The organism is Saccharopolyspora sp. SCSIO 74807 (genome assembly GCF_037023755.1).
GTDB lineage: Bacteria > Actinomycetota > Actinomycetes > Mycobacteriales > Pseudonocardiaceae > Saccharopolyspora_C > Saccharopolyspora_C galaxeae.
Map to the genome: position 1 here is coordinate 6217940 of NZ_CP146100.1, position 25035 is coordinate 6242974.

At 71.0% G+C, this 25035-nt stretch carries 25 protein-coding genes; 16 read left to right on the plus strand and 9 right to left on the minus strand.

Annotated features, from left to right (window positions below):
- Positions 1–7: 7 nt before the first annotated feature.
- From V1457_RS28450 to V1457_RS28465, 4 genes are all read right to left on the minus strand, one after another.
- Positions 8–865 (minus strand): sugar phosphate isomerase/epimerase, encoded by an 858-nt coding sequence (locus tag V1457_RS28450; RefSeq protein WP_200072992.1) that lies wholly within the window; start codon positions 863–865, stop codon positions 8–10.
- Positions 866–924: 59 nt separating this feature from the next.
- Positions 925–1935, minus strand: coding sequence for a Gfo/Idh/MocA family protein (locus tag V1457_RS28455; RefSeq protein WP_200072993.1), 1011 nt, complete (start codon positions 1933–1935; stop codon positions 925–927).
- Between the two features lie 14 nt (positions 1936–1949).
- Positions 1950–2897 carry a sugar phosphate isomerase/epimerase gene (locus tag V1457_RS28460; protein WP_338598141.1) on the minus strand — a complete coding sequence of 316 codons (948 nt, stop codon included), beginning with the start codon at positions 2895–2897 and terminating at the stop codon, positions 1950–1952.
- Positions 2898–3156: 259 nt separating this feature from the next.
- Entirely contained in the window at positions 3157–3879 is a 723-nt protein-coding gene (locus tag V1457_RS28465) for a GntR family transcriptional regulator (RefSeq protein WP_295139365.1), read from the minus strand.
- A gap of 302 nt (positions 3880–4181) precedes the next feature.
- Between V1457_RS28465 and iolC the strand changes: the two genes are divergently transcribed.
- Genes iolC through V1457_RS28490 form a run of 5 tightly spaced genes read left to right on the plus strand, consistent with a single transcriptional unit; the run spans position 4182 to position 10411 of the window.
- Complete coding sequence (gene iolC / locus V1457_RS28470; protein ID WP_295139352.1) at positions 4182–5156, plus strand: 5-dehydro-2-deoxygluconokinase; 975 nt, start codon at positions 4182–4184, stop codon at positions 5154–5156.
- Positions 5157–5177: 21 nt separating this feature from the next.
- Positions 5178–6050 (plus strand): deoxyribose-phosphate aldolase, encoded by an 873-nt coding sequence (locus V1457_RS28475; RefSeq protein ID WP_200072996.1) that lies wholly within the window; start codon positions 5178–5180, stop codon positions 6048–6050.
- A 47-nt stretch (positions 6051–6097) separates the two neighbouring features.
- Entirely contained in the window at positions 6098–6979 is an 882-nt protein-coding gene (iolB, locus tag V1457_RS28480) for a 5-deoxy-glucuronate isomerase (protein WP_295149377.1), read from the plus strand.
- Complete coding sequence (gene iolD, locus V1457_RS28485) at positions 6979–8841, plus strand: 3D-(3,5/4)-trihydroxycyclohexane-1,2-dione acylhydrolase (decyclizing) (protein ID WP_338598148.1); 1863 nt, start codon at positions 6979–6981, stop codon at positions 8839–8841. The genes iolB and iolD overlap by 1 nt, the downstream gene beginning before the upstream one ends.
- Before the next feature lie 55 nt (positions 8842–8896).
- Entirely contained in the window at positions 8897–10411 is a 1515-nt protein-coding gene (locus V1457_RS28490) for a CoA-acylating methylmalonate-semialdehyde dehydrogenase (protein WP_338598153.1), read from the plus strand.
- A gap of 286 nt (positions 10412–10697) precedes the next feature.
- Here the strand turns inward: V1457_RS28490 and V1457_RS28495 are convergent, their stop codons facing one another.
- The gene (locus V1457_RS28495; protein ID WP_200072999.1) at positions 10698–10880 is read right to left on the minus strand and encodes a PspC domain-containing protein; all 183 of its coding nucleotides are present in this window, start codon (positions 10878–10880) and stop codon (positions 10698–10700) included.
- 61 nt (positions 10881–10941) lie between these two features.
- On the opposite strand from V1457_RS28495, the gene V1457_RS28500 reads away from it, so the two are divergent.
- From V1457_RS28500 to V1457_RS28535, 8 genes are all read left to right on the plus strand, one after another.
- Complete coding sequence (locus V1457_RS28500; protein WP_338598158.1) at positions 10942–12012, plus strand: hypothetical protein; 1071 nt, start codon at positions 10942–10944, stop codon at positions 12010–12012.
- Positions 12013–12123: 111 nt separating this feature from the next.
- Positions 12124–13155, plus strand: a complete 1032-nt coding sequence (locus V1457_RS28505) for a flippase-like domain-containing protein (RefSeq protein WP_338598161.1) — start codon at positions 12124–12126, stop codon at positions 13153–13155.
- A gap of 75 nt (positions 13156–13230) precedes the next feature.
- Positions 13231–14367: a DnaJ domain-containing protein gene (locus V1457_RS28510; RefSeq protein ID WP_200073002.1), complete on the plus strand. Its 1137-nt coding sequence runs from the start codon at positions 13231–13233 to the stop codon at positions 14365–14367.
- A 286-nt stretch (positions 14368–14653) separates the two neighbouring features.
- Positions 14654–15553, plus strand: coding sequence for an acyl-CoA desaturase (locus V1457_RS28515; RefSeq protein ID WP_295143447.1), 900 nt, complete (start codon positions 14654–14656; stop codon positions 15551–15553).
- Between the two features lie 253 nt (positions 15554–15806).
- A complete protein-coding gene (gene ssuE / locus V1457_RS28520; RefSeq protein WP_338598166.1) occupies positions 15807–16367 on the plus strand; it encodes an NADPH-dependent FMN reductase in 561 nt (186 codons plus the stop codon).
- 133 nt (positions 16368–16500) lie between these two features.
- Positions 16501–17670 (plus strand): LLM class flavin-dependent oxidoreductase, encoded by a 1170-nt coding sequence (locus tag V1457_RS28525; RefSeq protein ID WP_200073004.1) that lies wholly within the window; start codon positions 16501–16503, stop codon positions 17668–17670.
- Positions 17671–17870: 200 nt separating this feature from the next.
- Positions 17871–18059, plus strand: coding sequence for a hypothetical protein (locus V1457_RS28530; RefSeq protein ID WP_200073005.1), 189 nt, complete (start codon positions 17871–17873; stop codon positions 18057–18059).
- Positions 18044–18217 carry a hypothetical protein gene (locus tag V1457_RS28535; protein WP_200073006.1) on the plus strand — a complete coding sequence of 58 codons (174 nt, stop codon included), beginning with the start codon at positions 18044–18046 and terminating at the stop codon, positions 18215–18217. The genes V1457_RS28530 and V1457_RS28535 overlap by 16 nt, the downstream gene beginning before the upstream one ends.
- Here V1457_RS28535 and V1457_RS28540 read toward each other — a convergent pair.
- The 3 genes from V1457_RS28540 to V1457_RS28550 all read right to left on the minus strand — a co-directional run bounded on the left by V1457_RS28540 (position 18207) and on the right by V1457_RS28550 (position 21866).
- Complete coding sequence (locus tag V1457_RS28540; RefSeq protein WP_200073007.1) at positions 18207–19016, minus strand: SGNH/GDSL hydrolase family protein; 810 nt, start codon at positions 19014–19016, stop codon at positions 18207–18209. The two genes, V1457_RS28535 and V1457_RS28540, sit on opposite strands and share 11 nt — an antisense overlap.
- Positions 19017–19206: 190 nt before the next feature.
- Positions 19207–20550, minus strand: a complete 1344-nt coding sequence (locus V1457_RS28545) for an MFS transporter (protein WP_295143410.1) — start codon at positions 20548–20550, stop codon at positions 19207–19209.
- A 302-nt stretch (positions 20551–20852) separates the two neighbouring features.
- On the minus strand, positions 20853–21866 hold the full coding sequence (locus V1457_RS28550; protein WP_295143412.1) for a LacI family DNA-binding transcriptional regulator: 1014 nt from the start codon (positions 21864–21866) through the stop codon (positions 20853–20855).
- Positions 21867–22189: 323 nt separating this feature from the next.
- On the opposite strand from V1457_RS28550, the gene V1457_RS28555 reads away from it, so the two are divergent.
- Positions 22190–22387 (plus strand): DUF397 domain-containing protein, encoded by a 198-nt coding sequence (locus V1457_RS28555; RefSeq protein WP_338598174.1) that lies wholly within the window; start codon positions 22190–22192, stop codon positions 22385–22387.
- Positions 22388–22461: 74 nt separating this feature from the next.
- On the opposite strand, the gene V1457_RS28560 is transcribed toward V1457_RS28555, so the two are convergent.
- Positions 22462–23664, minus strand: coding sequence for a helix-turn-helix domain-containing protein (locus tag V1457_RS28560; RefSeq protein WP_295143415.1), 1203 nt, complete (start codon positions 23662–23664; stop codon positions 22462–22464).
- Positions 23665–23828: 164 nt separating this feature from the next.
- Between V1457_RS28560 and V1457_RS28565 the strand changes: the two genes are divergently transcribed.
- Positions 23829–24116: a hypothetical protein gene (locus tag V1457_RS28565; protein ID WP_200073009.1), complete on the plus strand. Its 288-nt coding sequence runs from the start codon at positions 23829–23831 to the stop codon at positions 24114–24116.
- A 91-nt stretch (positions 24117–24207) separates the two neighbouring features.
- Complete coding sequence (locus V1457_RS28570; RefSeq protein ID WP_338598177.1) at positions 24208–25005, plus strand: SAM-dependent methyltransferase; 798 nt, start codon at positions 24208–24210, stop codon at positions 25003–25005.
- The last annotated feature ends 30 nt before the right edge of the window (positions 25006–25035 follow it).

Consider the following 25035-nt stretch of genomic DNA (forward strand, 5'->3'; position numbering starts at 1 on the left):
TGGCGCCTCACCAGTGCTTGCGGATGAATTCGGACGTCTTCTGCAGCATCTGCTCCGACGAGTCCCTGGCGCGATGCTCGTTGCCGAACACCGCGGCGGTCATCGTCCCGTCGAAGCCGATCTCCCGGAGCGAGCCGAACAACTCGTCCCAGTCCACGTCGCCTTCGCCGATGTCGAGGTGCTGGTGCACCCGCGCGGTCGAGTCCGGCGGGTTGACGATGTAGCGCAGCCCGGACGACGCGGTGTGATCGAAGCTGTCCGCCAGGTGCACGTGGGTGAGCAGCTCACCGGCCCGGCGCATGATCCCCGGCGCGTCGCCGCCCATGTGGAAGGTGTGCGGCGCGCAGTACAGGAACCTGGCGTTCGGCGAGTTCAGCCCGCGGATCATGTCCACGGCCACGTGCCCGTCCTCGACGAAGTCGTCCGGGTGCGGTTCGAGCGTGATGGTGATGCCTTCCCGCTCGAAGATCGGCAGCAGTTCCGCCATGGACTTGAAGAACTTGCCCTCGCTGCGGCTGGACTGCTCCGGCCTGCCGTTGAACTCGGAGACCATCACTTCGACCCCGAGCAGCGAGGTGATCTCGATGGCGCGCTTCCAGTAGCGCACCGCGGCTTCCCGCTCCTCCTCGTCCGGGCCGGACCAGCGGTAGAGCGGGAGCACGGAGGCGATCCCCACGCCCGCGGCGTCGAGTTCGCGGCGGAACTTCCGCAGCATGTCGTCGTCGATGCGCGGATGCCGGAAGAACGGCAGCACGTCCTCGCGCGGCGACAGCTCGATCCACTCGTAGCCGAGCCCGGCCACCAGCTTCGGCAGTTCCAGCAGCGGCGTGTGCCGGAACATCGTCGGATCCAGAGCGATCTTCACGGTTCTCCTTCAGCGCCGTCTCGTCGTGCGCATCGCACTTCGGTCCACAAAGGACGGCACTAGTCGTAGATGCCGGGGCGTGCCGCGAGCGAGATTTCCGCTCGCTGCCCCGTTTCCTGCGCTTGCACTCCGGCTTCGCAAGCCGCCGCGGCGGCGTAGCCGTCCCACGCCGACGCGCCGTCGATGCCGCCTTCCCGGGCGGCGTGCGCCCAGCGCTGGAACTCCGCGTCGAACGCGGCCCGGAACCGCGGCCGGAAGTCGGCGGTGACCTGCCCGCCCCAGCGGCCCGCGGTGTGCGTGCGCATCCCGGTGTCGCCGCCGACGGTGGCGGTGCCGTGCTCGCACACCGCTTCGCACCGAACCTGGTAACCGAACCGGCAATGCACGAAGATCTCCACGTCGACCAGCACGCCGCGCGCGGTTTCGATCGTGACGATCTGCGGGATTCCGGCGTCATCGCTGCGGACCAGGCCCTGCTGACGCACCGACACGGCGGTGAGCTCGTCGCCGAGCAGCCACCGCGTGGTGTCGAACTCGTGCACCACCGAGTCGTTGATCAGCATGTTGGTGGTGAACCCGGGCGGGTGCGCGGCGTTGCGGTGCGCGCAGTGCAGCAGCAGCGGCTCGCCCAGTTCGGAGTCGTCCAGAAGTCCTTTCAGGTCAAGGAATTCCGGGTCGAAGCGGCGCATGAACCCGACCTGCACGAGCTTGCGCCCGCGGTCGGCTTCGGCTTGCACGACCCGCAGCGAGGACTTCGAGTCCGGGGTGAGCGGTTTTTCGCACAGCACTGGGATTCCGCGTTCGACGGCCGCCAGCAGCAGCGGCTCGTGCACCGGCCCGGGCGATGCGATCACCACCGCGTCCACATCGGACGCCCCGATCACTCCGATGGGGTCGGTTTCGGCGCGAGCGCCGGGAATTCCCTCGACGGCAGCGCGCGCCCGGTCGGCATCCGGGTCGCCGACGGCGACCAGCCGGGCGCCGCTGACCCGCTCGTGGATGCGCCGCGCGTGATCGGAACCCATCATGCCGGCGCCGATCAGGCCGACCCGCAGGTCTTGGTCGCTCATGGTTCCTCCGTCGTTCAGCGCCGACCGGCGCCGCAGCGGGTCAGGTAGTCGCGGGTGCGCCGGGCGATCGGCTCGGGAACGTCCGGGGAGCACGGGTAGAGGTCCTGCTCGACGATCGCGAACAGGTCCGCGTCCAGGTCCCGGGTGGCGCTGATGATCGGCTCCAGCTCCGGCACCCCGTTCGGCGGTTCGCACATCACGCCGCGCCGCACCGCGGGCCCGAACGGCAGGTCCTCCTGCTGCACGCCGGCCAGCACCCGCGGGTCGACCTGCTTGAGGTGCAGGTAGCCGATGCGATCCGGGTACTTCGCGATCAGCTCCAGGTTGTCCCCGCCGCAGTAGGAGATGTGCCCGGTGTCCAGGCACAGCGTCACGAACTGCGGATCGGTCATCTCCAGGAAGCGTTCGACGTGCGGCTGGGTGTCGACGTGGCTGTCGGCGTGCGGGTGGAATTGCAGGCGCACGCCGTATTCCTCGTGCAGCGCTTTGGCGAGGCGGTCGATCCCCTTGCCGAGGTCGCGCCAGGACCCGTCACCGAGTTCGCGGTCCTGCACCTGCTCGCCGGTGCCCTGGTCGCGCCACATCTCCGGGATCACCACGACGTGCTCCGCGCCCAGCGCGGTGGTCAGCTCGGCGACCTGCCGGACGTGCTCCCAGGTCTCCTGCCAGACCTCGTCACCGCGGTGCATCGCGGCGAAGCAGGTTCCGGCCGAGAGCGTCAGCCCGCGGCGGGCGAGTTCGTCGCGCAGCTGGTTCGGATCGGTGGGCAGGTAGCCGTACGGGCCGAGTTCGATCCACTCGTAACCGGCGCCGGAGACTTCGTCGAGGAAGCGCCGCCACGGTGGCTGCTGGTCGTCCTGCGGGAACCAGACGCCCCAGGAGTCCGGTGCCGAGCCGACCCGCAGGGGGCCGGCTCGCAGGGACTCTGCTCGCGATGGTCCGGCCGCGTTGCCGTTGCTCATCGAAGTCGTCTCCTTCTGTGCGCCGAGGGGCGGGGAGGGTCGTCCGGTCCGAGCGGCCGCGCGGCGCGGCGTTGTGACGCCGGTCTCCGCGCTTTCGGTAGCCGGTAGTTTTCACCGCGGCAATGCCGGTGTCAATACTTGGTCCTGACATACTTACGTACTGAGGATTGCCGTGCCGAAGGTCCGCCGGCCCGCGGCGGGTGGACAGCCTCCAGCGGCGCCGCAGCGCTGAACGCGGCGCGGAGTCCGAATTCGGGCGTCAGAGGTTGTCGCCGCGCAAGGACAGATCGAACGAGTAGCGCGATGCGCGGTAGACGTGCGAGCCGTACTCCACCACTCGCCCGGCCTGGTCGTAGGTGGTGCGCTCCATCGTCAGCAGGGCCGCGCCGACCGGCTCGTCCAGCAGCTCGGAGTCGTCTTCGGTAGCGACCCGCGCGCCGATCGTCTGGTCCGCGGCGTGCAGCCGCACGCCCGCGCCGCGCAACAGCTGGTAAAGCCCGCGTTCGGCGAGCTCGTCGGTGCTCGGGCTGATCAGGTCGGCGGGCAGGTGGTTGTGCATCCGCGCGATCGGCTCACCGCCCGCGAAGCGCACTCGTTCGAGCCGCAGCACCTCGTCGGTGCGGTTCAGGCCGAGCGTGGCGGCGAGTTCGCCGGGCACCTGCTCGACGGCGTTGACCAGCACACGCGTTCCGGGGCTGCGGTCGATCTCGGTGAGGTCGTCGAACAGGCTGCTCAGCTGCAGCGAGCGCTTGACCTTGTTGAACACCACCTGGGTGCCCGCGCCGCGCTTGCGCACCACCAACCCCTTGTCGACCAGCGAGCCGATCGCCTGGCGCACGGTCGGCCGGGACAGCCCGAGGGTGGCGGCCAGCTCGACCTCGTTGTCCAGCCGCGCGCCCACCGGCAGCTCGCCGGAGTCGATGGCGGCTTCGATCTGGCTGGCCACCTGGTAGTACAGCGGCACCGGGCTGGCGTGCTCCACGGTGATCCGGGCTGCCGGGTTCCAGCCGGAGCCGTCCTTGGGGGCCCGGCTCTTGCCGGCTGAGTCCTTGCCGGCTGAGCCTTTGCCCGCGGGGCCTTTGCCTGCCGAGCCCTTGCCGGCGGGTCCCTTGCCGGTCGGGCGCTGCGTCGAGGTCACGCACGCCACGGTAACAAGACGTGCTTAAGTAAGTATGTCCGGACATTATATTGACAGTCGGCGAGCGGGCCGAGTAGACACGACTGCGCACCGCAGCGGCCTCCGGCCGCGCACCGCGACACCCCGCGCCAGGAGGGCAGCAGCCGATGCAGTTCGACTTGATCACGATGGGGCGCCTCGGCGTGGACGTGTACCCGCTGCAGACCGGCGTCTCGCTGGCGGAGGTCTCCTCGTTCGGCAAGTACCTCGGCGGCACCGCGGCCAACGTCGCGATCGCCGCGGCCCGGCTCGGCCGCAGCACGTCGCTGATCAGCCGCACCGGCGCGGACCCGTTCGGCGAATACCTGCACGCGCAGCTGCGCGAGTTCGGCGTGGACGACCGGTGGGTCACGGCCGTGCAGCGGTATCCGACCCCGGTGACGTTCTGCGAGCTGTTCCCGCCGGACGAGTTCCCGCTGTACTTCTACCGCTACCCGAAAGCGCCGGACCTGGAGATCCACACGGAGGAGCTGGATCTGGACGCCGTCGCGGCCGCGCGGATCTTCTGGATGACCGGGACCGGGCTGGCCGAAGAACCCAGCCGGTCGTCCACTTTGGACGCGCTGCGGCACAGGGCGAAGCGCGGCACCACCGTGTTCGACCTGGACTGGCGGCCGATGTTCTGGCCCGACCACGCCGAAGCGACGCGCTGGTACCGGGAAGCGCTGCAGCACGTGACGGTCGCCGTCGGCAACGTCGACGAGTGCGAAACCGCCGTCGGCACCCGCGATCCGGACGCCGCCGCGGACGCGCTGCTGGCCGCGGGCGTGGAACTGGCCGTGGTCAAGCAGGGGCCGAAGGGCGTGCTCGCGCGCACCCGCGCCGAGGAAACCGTCGCGCCGCCGGTTCCGGTCGACGTCGTCAACGGGCTCGGTGCCGGCGACGCCTTCGGCGGCGCGCTGTGCCACGGGTTGCTCGGCGAATGGGACCTGGCGCCCACGATGCGGTTCGCCAACGCCGCGGGCGCGCTCGTCGCTTCCCGGCTGGCCTGTTCCTCGGCGATGCCGCACGAGCACGAGGTCGACGCCCTGCTGCCACCGGACTCCCCCGACTCCCCGAAAGCCCAGGCGCCGAGCGCCTGAGTCGAAAGCGAGCACCGCCCCATGCGGATCAGCGAACTCACGCGGGTGCGAGCCACCCGCCCGGAAGCGGTCCGGGAAGCCGCGCAGCGCCGCGCCCGGCGCCCGCTGCTCGGCGACACCGGCCGCCTCATGATCGTCGCCGCGGACCATCCCGCGCGCGGCGCGCTCGGCGCGGGCGACGACGCGCTGGCGATGGCGAACCGGCTGGACCTGCTGGAACGGCTGTGCGTGGCGCTGCAGCGGCCCGGAGTGGACGGCGTGCTGGGCACCTCGGACGTGCTCGACGACCTGCTGCTGCTGGGTGCGCTGGAGAACAAGGTCGCGATCGGTTCGATGAACCGCGGCGGCCTGGCAGGCGCGTCGTTCGAGCTGGACGACCGGTTCACCGGCCACCGGGCGCAGGACATCGAGCGGCTGCGCTTCGACGGCGGCAAGTTGCTGCTGCGCCTGGACTACGCCGACGCGGGTTCGCTGGCGACGATGACCGGGGCCGCGCAGGCGGTCAACGAGCTCGCCGAGCGCGGGCTGATGGCGATGGTCGAGCCGTTCCTGTCCCGGCGGGAAGGCGGCAAGGTGCGCAACGACCTGTCCGCGGAAGCGGTGACCCGCTCGATCTCGATCGCTTCCGGGCTGGGCGGCACCTCGGCCTACACCTGGTTGAAGGTGCCGGTGATCGACGACATCGACCGGATCGGGCCGGTGATGGAGTCCACGACGCTGCCCACGGTGCTGCTCGGCGGCGAGGTCGCCGCCGACCAGGACGCGACGTTCGAGCGCTGGCACAAGGCGCTGCGGCTGCCGAACGTGCACGGCCTGGTGGTGGGGCGCAGCCTGCTGTACCCGCCGGACGGCGACGTGGCGTCCGCTGTGGACACCGCGGTCGGCTTGCTGTGAACGGGAATCCACAACGACTTCGGCGCAAGACAGGATTGGAGCGGGTCTTGGCGGACAAGAGCTTCTACCTCCCCGCGGGCTCGGCCGCGCGCGGCGACTACGCGGTGCACGTCGACCCCGCGTCGGCCGGGTGGGGCTATTCGTCGCTGCGCGTGCTCGACCTCGCCGCGGGCGAGCAGCACGAGTTCGGCACCGGCGAAAGCGAGTGGATCGTGCTGCCGCTGTCCGGCAGCTGCACGGTGCACTGCGACGGCGAGGCGTTCGAGCTGCACGGCAGGCAGAGCGTCTTCCGCGGAGTCACCGATTTCGCCTACGCGCCCCGCGACGCGCAGGTGCGGATTTCGTCCGCAACGGGCGGAAAATTCGCGCTGACCGGTGCCCGCTGCGAGCGGCGGCTGCCCGCGCGTTACGGCCCGGCCTCGGAGGTTCCGGTGGAGCTGCGCGGCGCCGGGCAATCCAGCAGGCAGGTCAACAACTTCGGCGCGGCGCACGTGTTCGAGGCGGACCGGCTGATCGCGGTCGAGGTGCTCACCCCCGCGGGCAACTGGTCGTCGTTCCCGCCGCACAAGCACGACACCGAACGCGACGGCGAGTCCGCGCTGGAGGAGATCTACTACTTCGAGCTCGACGGCGGCTCGGACGCGATGGGCTACCAGCGCGTCTACCCGTCCGGGCCGCACAGCGAGACCGACGTGCTCGCCGAGGTGCGCGGCGGTGACGTGGTGCTGATCCCGGACGGCTGGCACGGCCCGTCGATGGCGGTGCCCGGCTACGACATGTACTACCTCAACGTCATGGCCGGCCCGTCGCCGGACCGGGCGTGGCTGATCTGCGACGACCCCGCGCACGCGTGGGTGCGCGACACCTGGGCGCAGCTGCCGGTGGACGCGCGGCTGCCGCTGTACGCGGCTCCGGAAGGAGAGCGGTGATGAGCACGCGACGGCTCACCGTCGGGCAGGCGCTGGTGCGGTTCCTGACGCAGCAGCACTCCGAGCGCGATGGCGCGCGGACCCGGTTGATCGCCGGATGCTGGGGAATCTTCGGGCACGGCAACGTGGCCGGGGTCGGCCAGGCGCTGCTGGAGGATCGGGAGCTGCCCTACGTCCAGGGCCGCAACGAGCAGGCGATGGTGCACGCCGCGGTCGGCTACGCGCGCCAGAGCGGGCGGATGTCGGCCTACGCCTGCACCACCTCGATCGGCCCGGGCGCGACGAACCTGGTCACCGGAGCGGCGCTGGCTTCGATCAACCACCTTCCGGTGCTGCTGCTGCCCGGCGACGTGTTCGCGACCCGCCCGGCCGATCCGGTGCTGCAGCAGCTCGAAGTGCCGCACGCCCGCGACGTGTCGGTGAACGACGCGCTGCGCCCGGTCTCGCGCTACTTCGACCGGATCTGGCGGCCCGAGGCGCTGATCCCGTCCGCGCTGGAGGCGATGCGGGTGCTCACCGACCCGGCCGAGACCGGCGCGGTCACCCTCGCGCTGCCGCAGGACGTGCAGGCCGAGGCGTTCGACTGGCCCGAGGAGTTCTTCGCCGAGCGCGTCTGGCCGGTGCGCCGCCCCCGCGCCGACCCGGAGTCGCTGCGCGCGGCGGCCGAACGGATCCGCGCGGCCCGCCGCCCGCTGATCATCGCCGGTGGCGGCGTGCACCACAGCGGCGCCGAGGAAGCGCTGCGCCGATTCGCCGCAGCGACCGGCATTCCGGTGTCCGAGACGCAGGCCGGGCGGGGTTCGCTTCGCTTCGACGATCCGCGCGAGCTCGGCTCGATCGGGCACACCGGCACGTCGGCCTCCGACGACATCGCGCGGCGCGCGGACCTGGTGATCGGCGTGGGCACCCGCTACTCGGACTTCACCACCGCCTCGCACACTCTGTTCGCCGAGCCGGACGTGCGGTTCGTGAACATCAACATCACCGGGATGGACGCGCACAAGCAGTCCGCGACCGCGGTGGTCGGCGACGCCCGCGAAGCGCTGACCGACCTCGCCGAACGACTCGCCGGGCACCGCGTGGACGACGAGTACGCGCGGGAGTACGCGACCGCGGCGGAGAAGTGGTCCCGGGTGGTCGACCGGGTGACCAAGGCCGCGGACGGCGCCGAACGCCCCGGCCAGGCCGAAGTGCTCGGCGCGCTGGACGACGTGCTCGACGACCGCGACGTGGTGATCAACGCCGCCGGGTCGCTGCCGGAGGACCTGAACAAGTTGTGGCGTGCCAAGGAGCCGCGGCAGTACCACGTGGAGTACGGCTACTCCTGCATGGGCTACGAGCTGCCCGCCGCGATCGGCGCGCGGCTGGCCGCCCCGGACCGCGAGGTGTTCGCGCTCGTCGGCGACGGCACCTACCTGATGCTGCCGACCGAGCTGGTCACCGCCGTGCAGGAAGGCATCAAGATCATCCCGGTGCTGGTGCAGAACCACGGCTACGCCTCCATCGGCGGGCTGTCCGAGAAGGTGGGCGCCGAGCGGTTCGGCACCGCCTACCGGTTCCGGGACCACGACGGCAGGTTCACCGGCGAGCCGCTGCCGGTGGACCTGGCGGCGAACATGCGCAGCCTCGGCGTCGACGTGCTGCGCGCGGACACCGTCGACGAGCTGCGCGAAGCGCTGCGCACCGCCCGTGCGGCCGACCGGCCGACCGCGGTCCACGTGGAGACCGATCCGGCGAAGAAGCAGCTGCCGCCGGAGGCGTGGTGGGACGTCCCGGTCGCCGAGGTCGCCGCGCTGGAAAGCACCCGCGCGGCACGTGAGCAGTACGACCACAACCGCCGCGACCAGCGGCATTACCTGTAACCTGCGCGCGCCGGTGGCCGTGCGGGCGCGCGCCCGGGCGCACAGGACGATCACGATGGGAACCGAAGGAATGGCCATTCAGCACATCCGGCATTGGATCGACGGCAAGGCGGCCGAGGGCACCTCGGGCGAGTTCCAGGCGGTGACGAACCCGGCGACCGGTGCGCAGACCGGGCGGCTGCCGCTGGCGAGCGTCGACGAGGTGGACACCGCGGTCGCTTCGGCGGCGGGGGCGCAGCGCGAGTGGGCCAAGTCCTCGCTGGCCAAGCGCACCCAGGTGTTGTTCAAGTACCGCGAGCTGCTGGACCGGCACCGGGAGGAGATCGCGGAGCTGATCACCGCCGAGCACGGCAAGGTGCGCTCCGACGCGCTCGGCGAGGTCGCCCGCGGGATGGAGATCGTGGAGCTGGCCTGCGGCATCCCGCAGCTGCTCAAGGGCGAGACCTCCACCGAGGTCTCCAGCCGGGTCGACGTGGAGTCGATCCGCCAGCCGGTGGGCGTGGTCGCCGGGATCACCCCGTTCAACTTCCCCGCGATGGTGCCGATGTGGATGTTCCCGCTGGCCATCGCCTGCGGGAACGCGTTCGTGCTCAAGCCCAGCGAGAAGGACCCGTCGGCCACGGCGCGGCTGGTGGAGCTGGCCACCGAGGCCGGGCTGGCGGACGGCGTGCTGAACCTGGTGCACGGCGACAAGGTCGCGGTGGACCGGCTGCTGACCCACCCGGACGTCGACGCGGTGAGCTTCGTCGGCTCCACCCCGATCGCGCAGTACGTGCAGCAGACCGCGGTCGCGCACGGCAAGCGGGTGCAGGCGCTGGCCGGGGCGAAGAACCACATGCTGGTGCTGCCGGACGCCGACCTGGACCAGGCCGCCGACGCCGCGGTCTCGGCCGCCTACGGCTCGGCGGGCGAGCGGTGCATGGCGGTGTCCGTGGTCGTGGCGGTCGACCCGATCGGTGACGAGCTGGTCGGCAGGATCGCCGAGCGGGCGCGGAACCTGCGCATCGGCCCCGGCGACCAGGAGTCCTCCGAGATGGGGCCGCTGGTGACCGCCGAGCACCGCGAGAAGGTCGCCTCCTACGTGCCGCAGGCGCGCGAGCAGGGCGCTGAGGTCGTGGTGGACGGCACCGGCTACCGGGTGCCCGGCCACGAGGACGGCTTCTTCGTCGGGGTGAGCCTGCTGGACAAGGTCACCCCGGACATGGACGCCTACGCCGACGAGATCTTCGGGCCGGTGCTGTGCGTGGTCCGCGCCGGGTCCTACGAGCAGGCGCTGGAACTGATCAACTCCTCGCGGTGGGGCAACGGCACCGCGATCTTCACCCGCGACGGCGGGGCCGCGCGCCGGTTCCAGCTGGAGGTTGAGGCCGGCATGGTCGGGGTGAACGTGCCGATCCCGGTGCCGGTCGGGACGCACTCCTTCGGCGGCTGGAAGGACTCGCTGTTCGGCGAGCACCACATGTACGGCACCGACGGGATCCGCTTCTACACCCGCGGCAAGGTCATCACGACCCGCTGGCCGGACCCCAGCGACGGCGGCGTCGACCTCGGGTTCCCGCAGAACACGTGAATTCCGCGGACATCGCCGTCGGCGAGTCATGGGCTTGACCGCCCTCGACCGGATACGGTGTGTCCCAGCAGGACCCCGCCGAGCTGGCCGGGCCGGTCGCAGGCGCCTAGACCGATCGGACCCGGCTCTACCGGGCGGCCAAAAGGGAGGGGCGGCAAGCCGCCTCGGTCGCCCGATGTGGAAAGGCCCGCTGGCTCCAGGAGTCAGCGGGTTTTTCGCATTTCGCCAGGAGTGGGCGGCCCGGTTCGGACGAGCGGTCCGTTCGCTCGGCTCGACGGCCCGCGGGCTACTGCTTGGGCATCAGGATCCACAGCGCGATGTAGATCACGAACTGCGGTCCGGGCAGCACGCAGGAGATCACGAAGATCAGCCGCACCAGCGTGGTGTTCCACCCGAACCGCTGCGCGAGGCCCGCGCACACGCCGGCGATCATGGTGCCGCTGCGGGGGCGTTGCAGTGCTTTGCTCATGTCCGCAAGGGTCCCGCCATCCCGGCTGGTTCGCCCGGCTCGCACGTGCTGAGCTGGGACGATGGCCATCGAAGCGCCCCTCGACGTGGCACGGGAGCTCTACCGCGGCGAACCGGCGGAGTTCGTCGCGGCCCGCGACCGGCACGTCGCGCAGGCCCGCCGGGACGGCGACGAGCAGCGCGCCGAGGCGATCCGGGCGCTGCGCAAACCGACCACGGCGGCGTGGGCGGTGAACCGGCTGGCCGTCGAGGACGCCGATGCGGTCGCCGAGCTGATCGAAGTGGGCGACGGGCTGCGCACTGCGCAGCGGGAACTGCGCGGCGACGAGATCCGGCGGCTGGACCAGCGGCGCGATGAACTCGTACGGCGGTTGCTGGACCGAGCCGGGCAGCTCGTCAAGGGCAGCGGCCGCGGGTTCGGCGAGCAGGCACGGCGCCAGGTCGAGAGCACGCTGTCGGCCGCGGTCGCCGAACCGGACTCGGCGCAGCAGGTCCGGGAGGGCGTGCTCAGCAGCGCGCTGGAGTACAGCGGGTTCGGCCTGGACGAGCTCTCGGCGGCGGCAGTGCGGCGTTCCGGCGCCGGAAGCCAGCGGCCGCGACGAAAGCGCGGTTCCGCGCGGCGCGGCGCCGAATCCGGCGGAGGAGCCCGCCGCGAGACCGAGCAGTCCGAACGAGAGCCGCAGCGCGCAGCGGACCGGCGATCCACCGAGCAGCCCGATCGCGCCGAAGGCGACCGAGCCGATTCCCGCCGCGCCGGGACGAAGTCCGGGCCCCGAGCGCACCGGCGGAACGCCGAACGCTCCGAGGCGGAAGCCGAGCCGGCCGCGGACTCCCCCAGCTCCAGCGCCACCCGCCCCGGCCGGAAGCGCACCGGCCGATCCCGCCGCAGCACCGCGAAGCGATCCCGCTCGGCCGCCGAAGACGCCGACTCCGCCGCGGCCCGGCTCCAGCAGGCCGAGACCGAACTCGACCAGGCCGAACAGCAACGCGAGGAGCAGCAGCGCCGCCGCGACGAGCTGCGCCGCGAACTCGACGACCTCGGCACGCAGCTGCGCGAGACGGACCGCCGGGTCTCCCGCGCCCGCCGAGATCGCAACGCCGCGCGCCGCCGCTACGACGCGGCCCGCGGCTGAGGCCGGATCAATCGCAGCCGGCTGAGCTGCCGCACCGGACCGAGCAGACGGTCCTGAGCAGGTCGTTCGGCACCGTGGCGGGTCATCGGCACCGCTGCGAAGCTGAGTCGCATGACCGCCCGCTGGTTGCGCGTCGTCGCGACGATCGCAGTTGTAGCGGCGATCGCCGCGCTGATCTACGCCGACCGGCACGAGCTCCCCGCCGCCGGCCGCGCGCTGCGCCACGCCGACCGCGCGTGGTTGACCGCGGGCGTGCTCGTGCTGCTGGTCTGGACGGCGAACTGGGTGCTGCTGCACCTGGCGGCGCGGAAGGTCACCGGCGCGGGCGGCTATCGGGAGTTCGCGCGGCTGCTGCCGGTGACGGTGGCATCGCTGGCGCTGAACCTGGCGGTGAAGTCCGGGAACCTCGCGGGCTTGGCGGCGTTCTCGGCGGACGCCCGCAGGCGCGGCGGCGGAGGCCGGGTCACCGGTGCGTACCTCGCGGCGGCGCAGACCGCCGAAGTCGCGTTCGTGGTCACGCTGGCCGCGGGCATGGCCGTGGTGTGCTGGGACGGCAAGATCGAGCGCGCGGAGATCGCCGCGGTGGTGCTGTTCGCCGCCGGCCTGCTGAGCAGGGTGGTGGCGCTGGTGGCGGCGGTGCGCAGCCGCGAGGTGCTGCGCCGGGTGTGGGTGTGGCCGGGCAGGACCCTGGACCGCCTGCTGCGCCGCCCGCCGCGGCAGCGCGACACCGCGCAGGCCGACGACTTCTACGACGCGGTGGCGGCGATCCGTGCGCACCCGTGGTCGGCGGTGCCCGCGGTGTGCTTCGGGGTCCTGGTAGATCTGCTGGGCGCAACCGTGCTGTGGGCGTCGCTTGCCGCGGTCGGCGCCGGTGACCGGCCGCTGGTGGCGCTGGTGGCCTACGCGGTGTCGACGCTGTTCGGCATCGTCGGCGTGCTGCCCGGCGGGCTCGGATTCGTCGAATTCGGGGCGACGGCGGTGCTGGCTTCCTACGATGTTCCGGTGGGTGTGGCGGCTGCGGCGGTGCTGGTGTTCCGCGTGTTCGTGTTCTGGTTGCCGCTGGCCGTGGGTGGTCTGCTCGCGTGGCGACTGCGTGCTTCACCCGGACAGCGGAACCGGTTGCGCGGCGCGGCCCACGGGTGATCATCAGCGGGGCGGCGGCGCTTATCATGGCCGCGCGATCGTGGCCGACCGGTCGCGGGAGGTGGACGGAGTTTCGTGCGCGGGGTCGACTACTACGAGTTGCTGGGCGTGGACAGATCGGCGTCCGCCGCGGAGATCAAGACGGCGTACCGGACGCTGGCGCGCACCATGCACCCGGACGTCGGCGGCACCGCGGGCACCTTCCGGATGTTGCAGCTGGCCTACGAGACGCTGACCGACCCGGTGCGCCGCGCCGACTACGACGGCGAGACCACGGCCGAACCGGAGCCGGAACCGGCGGACCCCGCGCCCGCGCAGGGCAGGCGTGCGGCGTCGCGCCGCTGGGTCTACCGCCCCGGCCGCCGGGACTTCGGCGACGATCCGCAATTCACCCCGCCCGCGGTGGACCTGCGACCCGGCGACGTCCCGTGGTGGCACGAGGTGGATCCGGCCGAGCGGGTGCGCTACGTACCGGTCACCGCGCCGGACCGCACCGCGACGATGGCGTTGGCGGGCGGCTGGGTCCTGCTGGCGTTGGCCGGGCTGCTGGTCGGGCTTTCCGGCGTGGTGCTGGCGCTGTGGTTGTCGGTGCTGGTGGCGACCGGTGTCGTCGTGCTGGTGCTGCTGCGGCGGTTGTTGGAGTCGCGGCGCACGGACAGGCTGTTCGACGCCGATTTCTGCGGGGTGGTCTTCGGCGGCACGGCCGAGGAAGAGGTCGCCGCGGACGAGGCGGTCAAGCGCCACTCGGCGGAGCTGTTCGCCGATCACCTGACCCGGCTGCCCGGCGCGCGGATCTTCCACGGACTGGCCTGGCCGGGCTCGGTGTTCGCGGACGTCGATCACGCTGTGCTGTGCGGGCGGCGGCTCGTGCTGGTGGACTCCAAGCGCTGGCTGCCCGGCCATTACGAGGTCGACGACGACGGCACCGTCTACCGCAACGGCCACTTGTTCCGCGGCGGCACCACCCGCCTCGCCGAGGGCGTCGCGGCGTTCGAGGCGCTGCTGCCGGAGGTCGAGGTCCGCGGGGTGCTGCTGCTGTACCCGAACCGCGCGGGCGAGATCACCATCGGCGACCCGGACGCGGACGCGGTGCTGGAGACATCCACTCCGGAGGACTTCGTCTGCGACCTCGGCGAGTGGCTGGCCGACGACCCGGCGACGGTGGACCGCGAGGCGTTCTCGACGTTGCTCGCGCAGGTCGTCACGCACTGAGCCCGCACTGTTCACCATCGTGTGAGTCCGGGTTCGTTGCCCGAGGTGGCCGGGTACCAGGAACGTGGGTTCCCGACATTTCGCCAGTCCGGGAGGTCAGCGCGCGATGGTCAGCCCCCAGTTCTCCGCCACCGGCGGCAGTTCCGATGAGCCCGCTCGTACCGCGGATCCGGCACGCACCGAGACCGCTGCTGCCACTGCGGACGCAACACTCACCGAGGACGCAACACTCACCGAAGACGCAGCACTCACCGAGGAAGCAGGAGCCCGCCGCCGTCCTCCGCTGATGTCCGGCCAGCGGTCCTCGGCCGCGCACTTCGCGGTCTACATCTTCGTCCTGGTGCCGTTCCTGGCGCTGCTGGCGGCGGTGCCGCTGCTGTGGGGCTGGGGCCTGACGTGGTGGGACCTGGGACTGGCCGGCGGGTTCTACGTGATCACGATCCTCGGCGTGACGGTCGGTTTCCACCGCTACTTCACGCACGGCGCGTTCCGCGCCAAGCGCTGGCTGCGCATCGCGCTGGCCGTGGCGGGCAGCATGTCGGTGCAGGGCCCGGTGATGCACTGGGTCGCCGATCACCGCAGGCACCACGCGTTCTCCGACCGCGAGGGCGATCCGCACTCGCCCTGGGCGTTCGGCACCTCGCCGGTCGCGCTGGCGCGGGGGTTCTGGCACGCGCACATGGGGTGGCTGTTCGAGCGGGACCTCACCAACCGGGAACGGTTCGCCCCGGACTTGATGAACGACCGCGACATCCGCCTGGTGCACCGCCTGTTCGGGCCGCTGACGCTGGCCACGCTGCTGCTTCCGGCGGTGATCGGTGGCGTGGTGACCGGCAGCTGGTGGGGCGCGTGGACGGCGTTCTTCTGGGCCGGGCTGGTGCGGGTGGCGTTCCTGCACCACGTGACGTGGTCGGTGAACTCGATCTGCCACATCATCGGCGAGCGGCCGTTCCGCAGCCGGGACAAGGCGGCGAACTTCTGGCCGCTGGCGCTGCTGAGCATGGGTGAGTCCTGGCACAACCTGCACCACGCGGACCCGACCTGCGCCCGGCACGGGGTGCGGCGCGGGCAGCTGGACATCTCCGCGCGGGTGATCTGGTTGTTCGAGAAGCTGGGCTGGGCAAGCCACGTCAAGTGGCCGACGCCGCGCCGGGTGGCCCGGCTGCGCCGGGGCGCGGCGGACTGATCGAATCCCGGTTCCGCCGGTTGGGATTGCGTTCCCGGCGGTTGACACCTTTTCCGGGCCGGTGTTGCGATGCTCGACGTGCTACCCGCCCTGTTCACCAGACGACGCCACGTGGATCTGCTGCGCGTGGCGACGCAGGGCTGTCGCTGCCGGGACTGAGAGCGGCGCCCGCGCGCAGTTCTCTCCTTTGTGGACAGTCATTCGACCGCCGGTGCGCGCCCACCCCACCGGCCGTTCCTGGTGAGGAGAACCCGTGTCCACCGTCCTGGTCATCTCCGGCAGCCCGTCGAAGACCTCGAAGACCGAACGAGTAGCCGACCACCTCGCCCGCCGCCTCACCGCCGAGGGCCGCCCGGCGCAGCACCTGCGGCTGCGCACGCTGCCCGCCGAAGCGCTGCTGAGCGCCGACACCTCGGACCCGGAGATCGCCGAAGCCGTCGAGCAGCTGCGCCGCGCCGACGGCGTCGTGCTCGCCACCCCGACCTACAAGGCCGCGTACTCCGGGCTGCTGAAGGTCTTCCTGGACCTGCTGCCGCAGTTCGGCTTCGGCGGCAAGGCGGTGCTGCCGCTGGCCACCGGCGGCAGCGTGGCGCACGTGCTGGCGCTGGACTACGCGCTGCGCCCGGTGGTGAGTTCGCTCGGCGCGCGGCACGTGGTGCAGAGCTTCTTCCTGATCGACAAGCACCTGACCGTGACCGGCGACGACCTCACCATCCACGAGGAAAGCGCGGGCCCGCTCGACGACGTGCTGGAGCAGTTCCACAAGGCCCTCGACGGCGTCCCGCACGACAGCGTGCTCGGGCGCTCGGCGTGATCGGCGGTGCCGAGCTCGACCGATCCAGCTGAGCGAACAGACCGCTCACCCGGTGCTGCGCCCGCGCGATGAGCCGCACCGGCCGAGCCCCGTCCGGACGACGCGGCCCCACCACTTCTCGGGAGAAAGCCTGATGTCACTCACCTTCCACTGGTTCCTGCCCACCTACGGCGACAGCCGCTACCTGGTCGGCGGCGGGCACGGCGTGGCCACGCACACCGCCGCCGGATCGCGCCCGGCCACGCTGGGCTACCTCGGCCAGATCGCGCGCAGCGCCGAGCAGCTGGGCTTCGAGGGGGCGTTGACGCCGACCGGCGCGTGGTGCGAGGACGCTTGGCTGACCACCGCGATGCTCGCGGAGGTGACCGAGCGGTTGAAGTTCCTGGTCGCGTTCCGCCCCGGGCTGCTCTCGCCGACGCTGGGCGCGCAGATGGCCGCGACGTACCAGCGCCACTCCGGCAAGCGCCTGCTGCTCAACGTCGTCACCGGCGGCGAAAGCCACGAGCAGCGCGCCTACGGCGACTTCCTGGACAAGGAGGGCCGCTACCAGCGCTGCGACGAGTTCTTGGAGGTCGTGCACCGGTTGTGGCGCGGTGAGCGGGTCGACTTCAGCGGTGCGCACGTGCACGTCGAAGGCGCCGAACTGACCCGGACCCCGGACCCGGTGCCGGATGTCTACTTCGGCGGTTCGTCCGCTGCGGCCGGAACGGTCGCGTCCAAGCACAGCGACGTCTACCTGACCTGGGGCGAGCCGCCCGCGAAGGTTTCCGAGAAGATCGAGTGGATCCGCGGGCTCTCGGCTGCGCAAGGGCGCAAACCGCGGTTCGGCATCCGGCTGCACGTGATCAGCCGGGACACCTCCGAGCAGGCTTGGGCCGAGGCCGAGCGGCTGGTCGGCGCGCTGGACCGGGACACGATCAACAAGGTGCAGGCGGGGCTCAACCGCAGCGAGTCCGAGGGCCAGCGCCGGATGCTGGACCTGCACGGCGGCTCCGCCTCGGATCTGGAGATCTACCCGAACCTGTGGGCCGGGGTCGGGCTGGTGCGCGGCGGCGCGGGCACCGCGCTGGTCGGCAGCCACGCCGAGGTCGCCGAACGGATCGAGGAGTTCCACGCACTGGGCCTGGACGAGTTCATCCTCTCCGGTCATCCGCACCTGGAGGAGGCGTACTGGTTCGGCGAGGGCGTGCTGCCGATCCTGCAGCGCAAGGGCCTGTGGCAGCACCCGGCGGGAGTCTCCGGCGAAACCGCCGGTCAGAGCATCCCGTTCGCCGGATCGCCGGAACCCGCGCCCGCTTCCTGATCCGGAACTCCTGGTGCGTCGGCTGAACCGCAAGAGGTTCAGCTCGTCTCGAGCACGGGACTCCTGGCGGTAGGCCGCCTGATCACTCATCCGAGTGGAGCGCGGGTCGATCGGCCCGAGCCGGTGCGCGGATCTTGTAGCGTCCGCCTCCGATCTCGGCAAACCCGGCGGCCCGCACCCGCCCACTCGATGGAGTCGACGTGACCTATTACGCCCCGACCAGCATCCGCCAGGTCATCGAGACCGTGCAGCAAAGCGATCCCGGGCAGCGGCGCAGATTGCAGCAGGAGTGGCACGAGCTCGCCGAGGCGCTCGCGGTGATGCTCACCGCGCACCACCTCAGCGTTCCGCACGAGTGGAAGGAAGTTCCGCAGTGCGCCGATTCGTGATCCTCTCCGCGCTCGGGTCCGCCGCCGCGCTCGGCTACGCCGGAGTGCGGCGGCTCGGCCGCTGGCTGGACGCGCCGATCGCACCCGAGCCCGCCGTCAACGAGCCGGGCTCCGGCGCCCGCGAGCGGCGAGCGCCGGAGCAGCGCGTCATCCGGTGATCGACTGCACGGTCGGCAGGTAGCCCTCGGCGTGGCCGGCCACGTTGGGGTGGAAGGATTCCGTCAGCGGACTGCTCGGCCCGTTGATCCACTCGGAGCCGCCGCACACCCCGTGCCCGGCGAAGTTCTCCCGCGGGTCGGCGTAGCTGAACCCGGCGGACTCCGCCTGCGCCGAGATCACTTCGGCCAGCACGTCCGACCCGGCGTTGATGCTCTTGCGCTTGGCTTCGGTGTAGCCGGGGATGTCGCAGTCGCCGAGCTCGTTGACGTGCGGATAGCCAACGACCACGACTTCCGCGTTCGGGGCGGCCGCGCGGATGTTGTCGTAGGTGGTCTTGAGCTTGCCGGGCAGCTCGTCGCGCGCCTTGGCCTCGCCCGCGGCGACCGCGGAGGCGCAGCCCTCGTCGCTGCCGAGCAGGCAGCTGCTGATGGTCTTGGCGAACCCGACGTCGTTGCCGCCGATCTGCACCGTGACCAGCGTGGTCTCCGCGGACAACGCGCCGAGCTGGCCGGCGTTGAGGTCGTCGGTGGTGTCCCCGGAACAAGCGGCGAACTCGAACGACGCGGGGCTGTTCGCGTCCGCCAGCAGCTGCGGGTACGCCTTGGGGCCGCGCTGGCAGTCGCCGCTGTCCTCGAAGTACTCCCTGGTGCCGGTACCGGAGGCGTAGGAGTCGCCGAGCGCCGCGTAGTGCGCTTCCGCGGCGTAGGCCGGTGTGCCGATCATCGCTGTGCCGACGGCGACGGTGCTGACCGCTACGGCTGCCGCGAACCTGCGAGCAGCCCCCCGAAATTGACGCATGGAACCCTCCGCACGAAGAAATGTGGGCCGTACGGATCGATTGAACGTCGAGGCCGCGGCGCCATCGGAGATTTGGCGCATTGCCGCCGGTAACAATTAAGCGACTTTCTCGGCGACGCCCAGGAAAATGAATGGAAAGCCATTCGATCGAGGGAATCATGCGCAATTCGACTACGCTGAGTCGATCATTTTACCGGTTCGATTCAACACCTTCGGCGGTGCCCGGCGTGGACGGTCCCTGCTCCAGTTCGCGCAGCGAGCGGCCCGCCGAGTCGGGCATCCCGAGCAGCCCGATGACGGAGAACAGCACCAGCATCCCCATCATGATCGCGGACATGCCCGCCACCCCGAACGACGAGGCGATCATGAGCGGCACCAGCAGGCTCCAGAACCCCAGGAAGATCCGGGCGAACGCGAACGTGAGGCCCTGCGCGGTGGCGCGCAACATCGTGGGGAACATTTCCTGCGACCACAGCTTGTAGAACGACTCACCGGCGAACGCCGCGCCGATGCCGAACAGCGCCACGTTGGCCACCGCCACTCCGGTCCCGATCGGCAGGAACACGAAGCAGCCGAACGCCGCCACCTGCATGAGGGATCCGGCGGCGAAAACGGTCCGGCGCCGCCGCCCGTCCGCCAGCTGCATGAAGCCGAAGGCGACCGCGAGCATCGTGAGCGCGTAGTTGAGGACCTGGATCCCGACGCTCGTCGCCTGATCGGCGTTGCCGGCGCGCTGCAGGATGTACGGCAGGAACGCGCCCGCGGTTCCCGCCGCGGTGTTCCACAGCACGTAGATCGCGCCGGTGAACACCAGCGCCCGCAGGTTGTTCCCGGTGAACAGGTCGCGCAGCCGGCCGAGCGCCATCGGGTCCCCGGAGCCGCGGGCCCGCTCGCGAGCACGCACCCAATGCGCGGACTCGACCATGCTCCGGCGCAGGTACCAGGTGACCACCGCGACCACGAATAGGTGCGCGAACACGATGCGCACGCCGAGCAATCCCAGCGGTGCCAAGGCGAACGCCAGCAGCGCGGTCAACATCGGCCCGAGGCTCCAGGCGACCTGGGTCAGCCCGATCAGCTTGCCGCGGGACCGGCCGGGTGCGAACTCGGCGATCAGCGCCAGCGAAGTCGGCAGGTCGGCGCCGACCGCGAGACCCACGATGACGTAGCCGATGAACAGCATCGGCGTGTTCACCGCGAACACGATCCACAGGATGCCGAACGCGAACACCAGCAGGTCCCAGGCGTAGATCCGCTTGCGGCCGTACCGGTCACCGAGCCTGCCGCCGATCAGCGCGCCGACGGCCGCGGAGATCGCGTTGGAGCTGAACGCGGTGAGCAGGCCGACGGTGCCGGCGCCGAGCCCGAGATGGCTCTCCCACAGCGGCAGTCCGGCCGCCGCGGCGACGATCGATCCCGCGTCGATGTAGGAGGCCATCGAGGCGAGCGCGGTCCACTTCCAGATCTTCCGGCTGGGCTTGCCCGCGGTGGCGTCCGCGCTTTCGCCCGGCGCACTGCTTGCCGCGGTGTCCATCGGGTCACTTCCCGCCATTCGCCGTTGAATGCCGTCCGCCGAAACGCGTGCCGACGTGCACGTGTGAGAACTCGCCGAATCGCAGCGACGCTAGATCGGCGGCCTGCCCCGGTCAACCACCATCCGGGCACCGGCCGACACGCCCGCGCACCACTCCATTCCTTTCCGAGTGAACGGCCTGTTCGACCATTCTTCTCGGACCAGCGGTCCGTTCCCTCGGCACTGTCCGGGTTCTGATTGGGCTGATCGGGTGGCCAACGGGTGTGTCGGGCAGGTTCCTGGTGGATTGGCGGAAGCGCCGGTCACTCCGCGGATTTGGCGAGCGAGGAACGACGCACCACCAGTTCCGGCTCGTAGACGACCTGCTGGTGCACATGCTGCTCGGCGCCGGCGGTGTCGGCCAGCAGCAGCTCGGCCGCTTTGTACCCGATGCGGTGAGCGGGCTGGCGCACCGAGGTGAGCGGCACGGCAGCGGCGGAGGCGAACTCGATGTCGTCGTAGCCGACCAGCGCGATGTCCTCCGGAACCCGCACGCCCGCGGCGAACAGCGCCTGCAACAGCCCGAGCGCGAGCAGGTCGTTGGCGCAGAACACCGCCGAGGGCCGATCGGGCCTGCCGAGCAGCCGCGAACCGGCGTCGCGCCCGGAGGCCACGTCCAGCGCCGGCTCCTCGATCGTGCTCAGCAGGTCCTCGTCCAAGTCGCAGTCGCGGAATGCCTGCAACGCACCGACGTGGCGGTCCCGGCACTGCGACAGGTGCGCGGGTCCGCTGACGTAGGCGATCCGCCGATGCCCGTGATCGACGAGGTGCCGCACCGCCAGCGCTCCCCCGGCGACGTCGTCGACCGAGACCGAACAGCACCGCTCGCTGGAGATCTTCCGGTCCACCAGCACCGACGGAATCCCTTGCCGCTGCAACGAATCCAAGCTCGTGCCGTGCTCGTCGGCAGGCGTGACCAGCACGCCGCGCACGCGCTGCTCGGCGAACAGCGACAGGTACAGCGCCTCGGCGGCCGGATCCTGCGCGGAGTCGCACAGCATCACGCCGAGCTGCTGCTCCCGCGCCGCGGCTTCCACACCGCGAGCCACGTCGACGAAGAACGGGTTGCCGATGTCGAGCACCAGCAGCGCCAGCATCCGGCTGTGCCCGGCTCTGAGCTGGCGGGCGGATTCGCTGCGGACGTAGCCGAGTTCGTCGATCGCGGACTGCACCCGGCTGCGGGTGCTCACCGAAACCCGGTCGGGCCGGTTGAGCGCGTTGGACACGGTCGCCACCGAAACCCCGGCGCGCTCGGCGACGTCCTTGATGCTGACCATGCCTCCAAGGGTGCCGAATGCGGGCCGACCGCTGCGCAGCGGCCTCCACACCTCGCCAGCGCCGCAGCACCGCGCCGAGTGAACGGACCGTTCGACCAATCTAGTGGGACGAACAGTCCGTTCACTCCTTGCCGTTGGAGCGGTGGAGGCGGGGCGCGGACGGTCCGAGCGTCGCACTGCACGTACTTCCCGCCAGCGCCATGCGATGGACGCTCGCGCATAATGGCGCGTTCGTGCTGTTCGAGTTCGAGCAAGCGCGCCCACGATCCATCTTGAGCACTTCCGCGGTCCAACGTTCCTCTACGACTGGAGAACGACCGGAAATGAAGACATCGATCACCCGCTGGAAGAAGTCCACCCGCTCGGGACCGAACGACAACTGCGTAGAAATCAGCCGAACCGCCGACGGAGGTGCCGCCGTTCGCGACACCAAGGACCGCGCCGCCGGGCACTTCACCGCGAACGGTGAGCAGTGGTCGACGTTCCTGTTAGCGATCAAGGACGGCCGCTACGACCGCTGAGCGGCACAACTCCTTGCCACGCCCCGGAAGCCGCGCGCGTTTCCGGGGCGTTGTGCGTTCCGGTGCCGAACGGCTCAGACCTTCAGGCCGAGCCAGTTGGTGAAGTGCGCGATGCTGTCGGACTTGCGGCGCTCCGCGGTGGCGATGGCGCGGGCGGTTTCGCGCACCTGCGGGTGGTAGCGGGTCTGCTGCGGCGCGATGCGGCGAGCGTTGTTCAGCGCGCGCAGCGCGTTGCCGTGGTCGCCTGCCAGCACCCAGGCGCGGGCCACGTCCTGCCAGTGGTGGCCGATGCGGTTGGCCGGCATGTCATCGGGCAGTTCCAGCGCGAAGCCGTCGCGGGCCGCGCGACCCGGATCACCCGCTTCCAGCGAGACCGCGACATCGTGGATCTCGACGTTGCCCGGGCCGAAGTTGGTGTCGTAAGCGCTCGAGCAATGCCCGAGGCGCGCGCCGATCGCGCGGGCGTCGGCGATGTGCTCCCGAGCCCGGGCCACGTCGCAGTCCCGCGCCGCGATCATGGCACCGCGCAGGTGCGCCGATCCGCGCAGTGCAAGCACTTCCTCGCTTTCGGGCCGCGCCGCCAACAGGTTCAGCGAATGCCCCACGAGCTTCGCGCCGGTGTCGTAGGCCGCGCAGGACATCAGGATCAGCGCGCGGTGCTGGGCGGCGTGCGCGGCCAGCAGCGGATCGTCGCTGCGTTCGGCGGAGTTCTCCATCTGATCCACCGCCTGGGTGGCCAGCGTGATCCACCCGAACCGGTAGAGCAGTTGCGCGGTGTTGGCGTATGCCTGCGCGAGCTGGCGGTAGCCGCGTTCGCGCGCGGAGTCCGTGGTGGCCTCGCGCACCGCGCCGCCCAGCCTGCGCAATAACGCCGGGGTCAGTTCGATTCCTTGACGTGCCCGGTCGGAGTGCCGCAAACTCCTCGCCTTGGCGAGTTCGGCGGCCAGTTCCGCAGGTGGTCCCGGGTCCAGCGATGCCGCGTAGCGGCCTTCGGCGAACAGCGTGCGCAGTTCCGTCAAACCCGGTGGCACGCCACCGTCGTCGTCGAGGGTCTGCCGGTACGGCTGGCCGTAGAGCTCTTCGGGCTCGATGCCGAGTGCGCGGGCGATGGCGGCGACGAACGCGGGCGAACCGGGCTCCCTGCCCTGTTCGACGGCGCGGACCATGCTGGTGCTGTAGTTCGCGCGCTGCGCCAGCGCCTGCTGGTTGAGCCCGGCGACCTTCCGCGCCATCGCGACCCGCTCACCGAGGGCGAGTCCCTGATCCGGCCGAGCCACCGTGCTCCTTCCGTCCACGTCCGTTGCGGAACACCAGACTAGGTGACACACGTTGGTGTGGCACCCGGTGCGCGCACTGTCACAAGCCTGTCACTCCATAGTGCGGGAGAGCCGTAGATTGCGGAGAAAGCGATCACCTACCGTTACCAAGTCAGGTGATAGACGTGTCCGCATCCCGCGAATCCGGATCCGAGCCGGAAGTGCTCGGCGCCGAACCGCCCCCCGAACGAACCGTGCTCAACGTGCGCTACCGCGCCGGTGTCGTCGGCGAACGCTCCCGCGTGGTGCACGCAGCCGCCTGGACCCCGCGGGGCGTGCTGATCACCTTGTGCGGGATGCCGCTGGATCCGTCGCTGATCGAGGAATCCACCGGAATGCCGTGCATGCGCTGCGTCCGCATCGCCGCCGAACGCTCCACGCAGGACAACCCGGCCATCGACGACGGGACCTGACGCACCGCCACTTCGTGATCATCCCGAGACCGATCGCGACGCGGTTTGCGGCATCCTGAACCGCATTCACGAGGCGATCGGAGGAGCGGGGATGGACCGGCAGTGGGTTCCCGAGGACGTCGACATCAACACGCCCAGCGCGGCTCGCGTCTACGATGCGCTGCTCGGCGGCGGACACAACTTCCCCTCCGATCGGGCGTTCGCCCGCGAGGCCGAACGGGTGTATCCGGGTCTCGGCACCTCCGCCCGAGCCAACCGCGCATTCCTGCGCCGCGCCGTGCTGCACGCGCTGGACGCCGGTGTGCGGCAGTTCCTCGACCTGGGCTCCGGAATCCCGACCGTCGGCAACGTGCACGAGATCGTGCACGCGGTCGACCCCACCTGCCCGGTCGTCTACGTCGATTACGAACCCGTGGCCGTGGCGCACAGCGACCTGCTGCTCAAGGAGAATCGCCACGCGACGATCGTGGCCGCGGACGCGCGCGACGCGCAGCACGTGCTCGCACATCCCGAAACGACGCGGCTGCTGAACTTCGACGAGCCGGTGATGGTGCTGATGCTGGCGCTGCTGCACTTCATCCCGGACGAGGACCGGCCTGCCGACATCGTCGCCAGCTACCGCGAACCGCTGGCTGCCGGCAGCATGATCGCGATCACCAGCGCCGCCAACGACGCGCGGCAGGACGAGCTCGCCGAGCTGACGAAGCTGTTCGCCAGCAGCAGCAACCCGGCCGTGCCGCGGCCGAAGGCGTGGATCGCCGAGCAGTTCGGCGACTTCGAGCTGGTCGAGCCGGGCGCGCAGCTGGTCGGCGACTGGCGTCCCGACGAGGGGCTGGACGACGAGCAGCAGGACCACATCGTCTTCGGCGGTGTCGGAGTGCGGCGCTGAGCACGCCGCGGTCGGCACCGACGCGCGCTG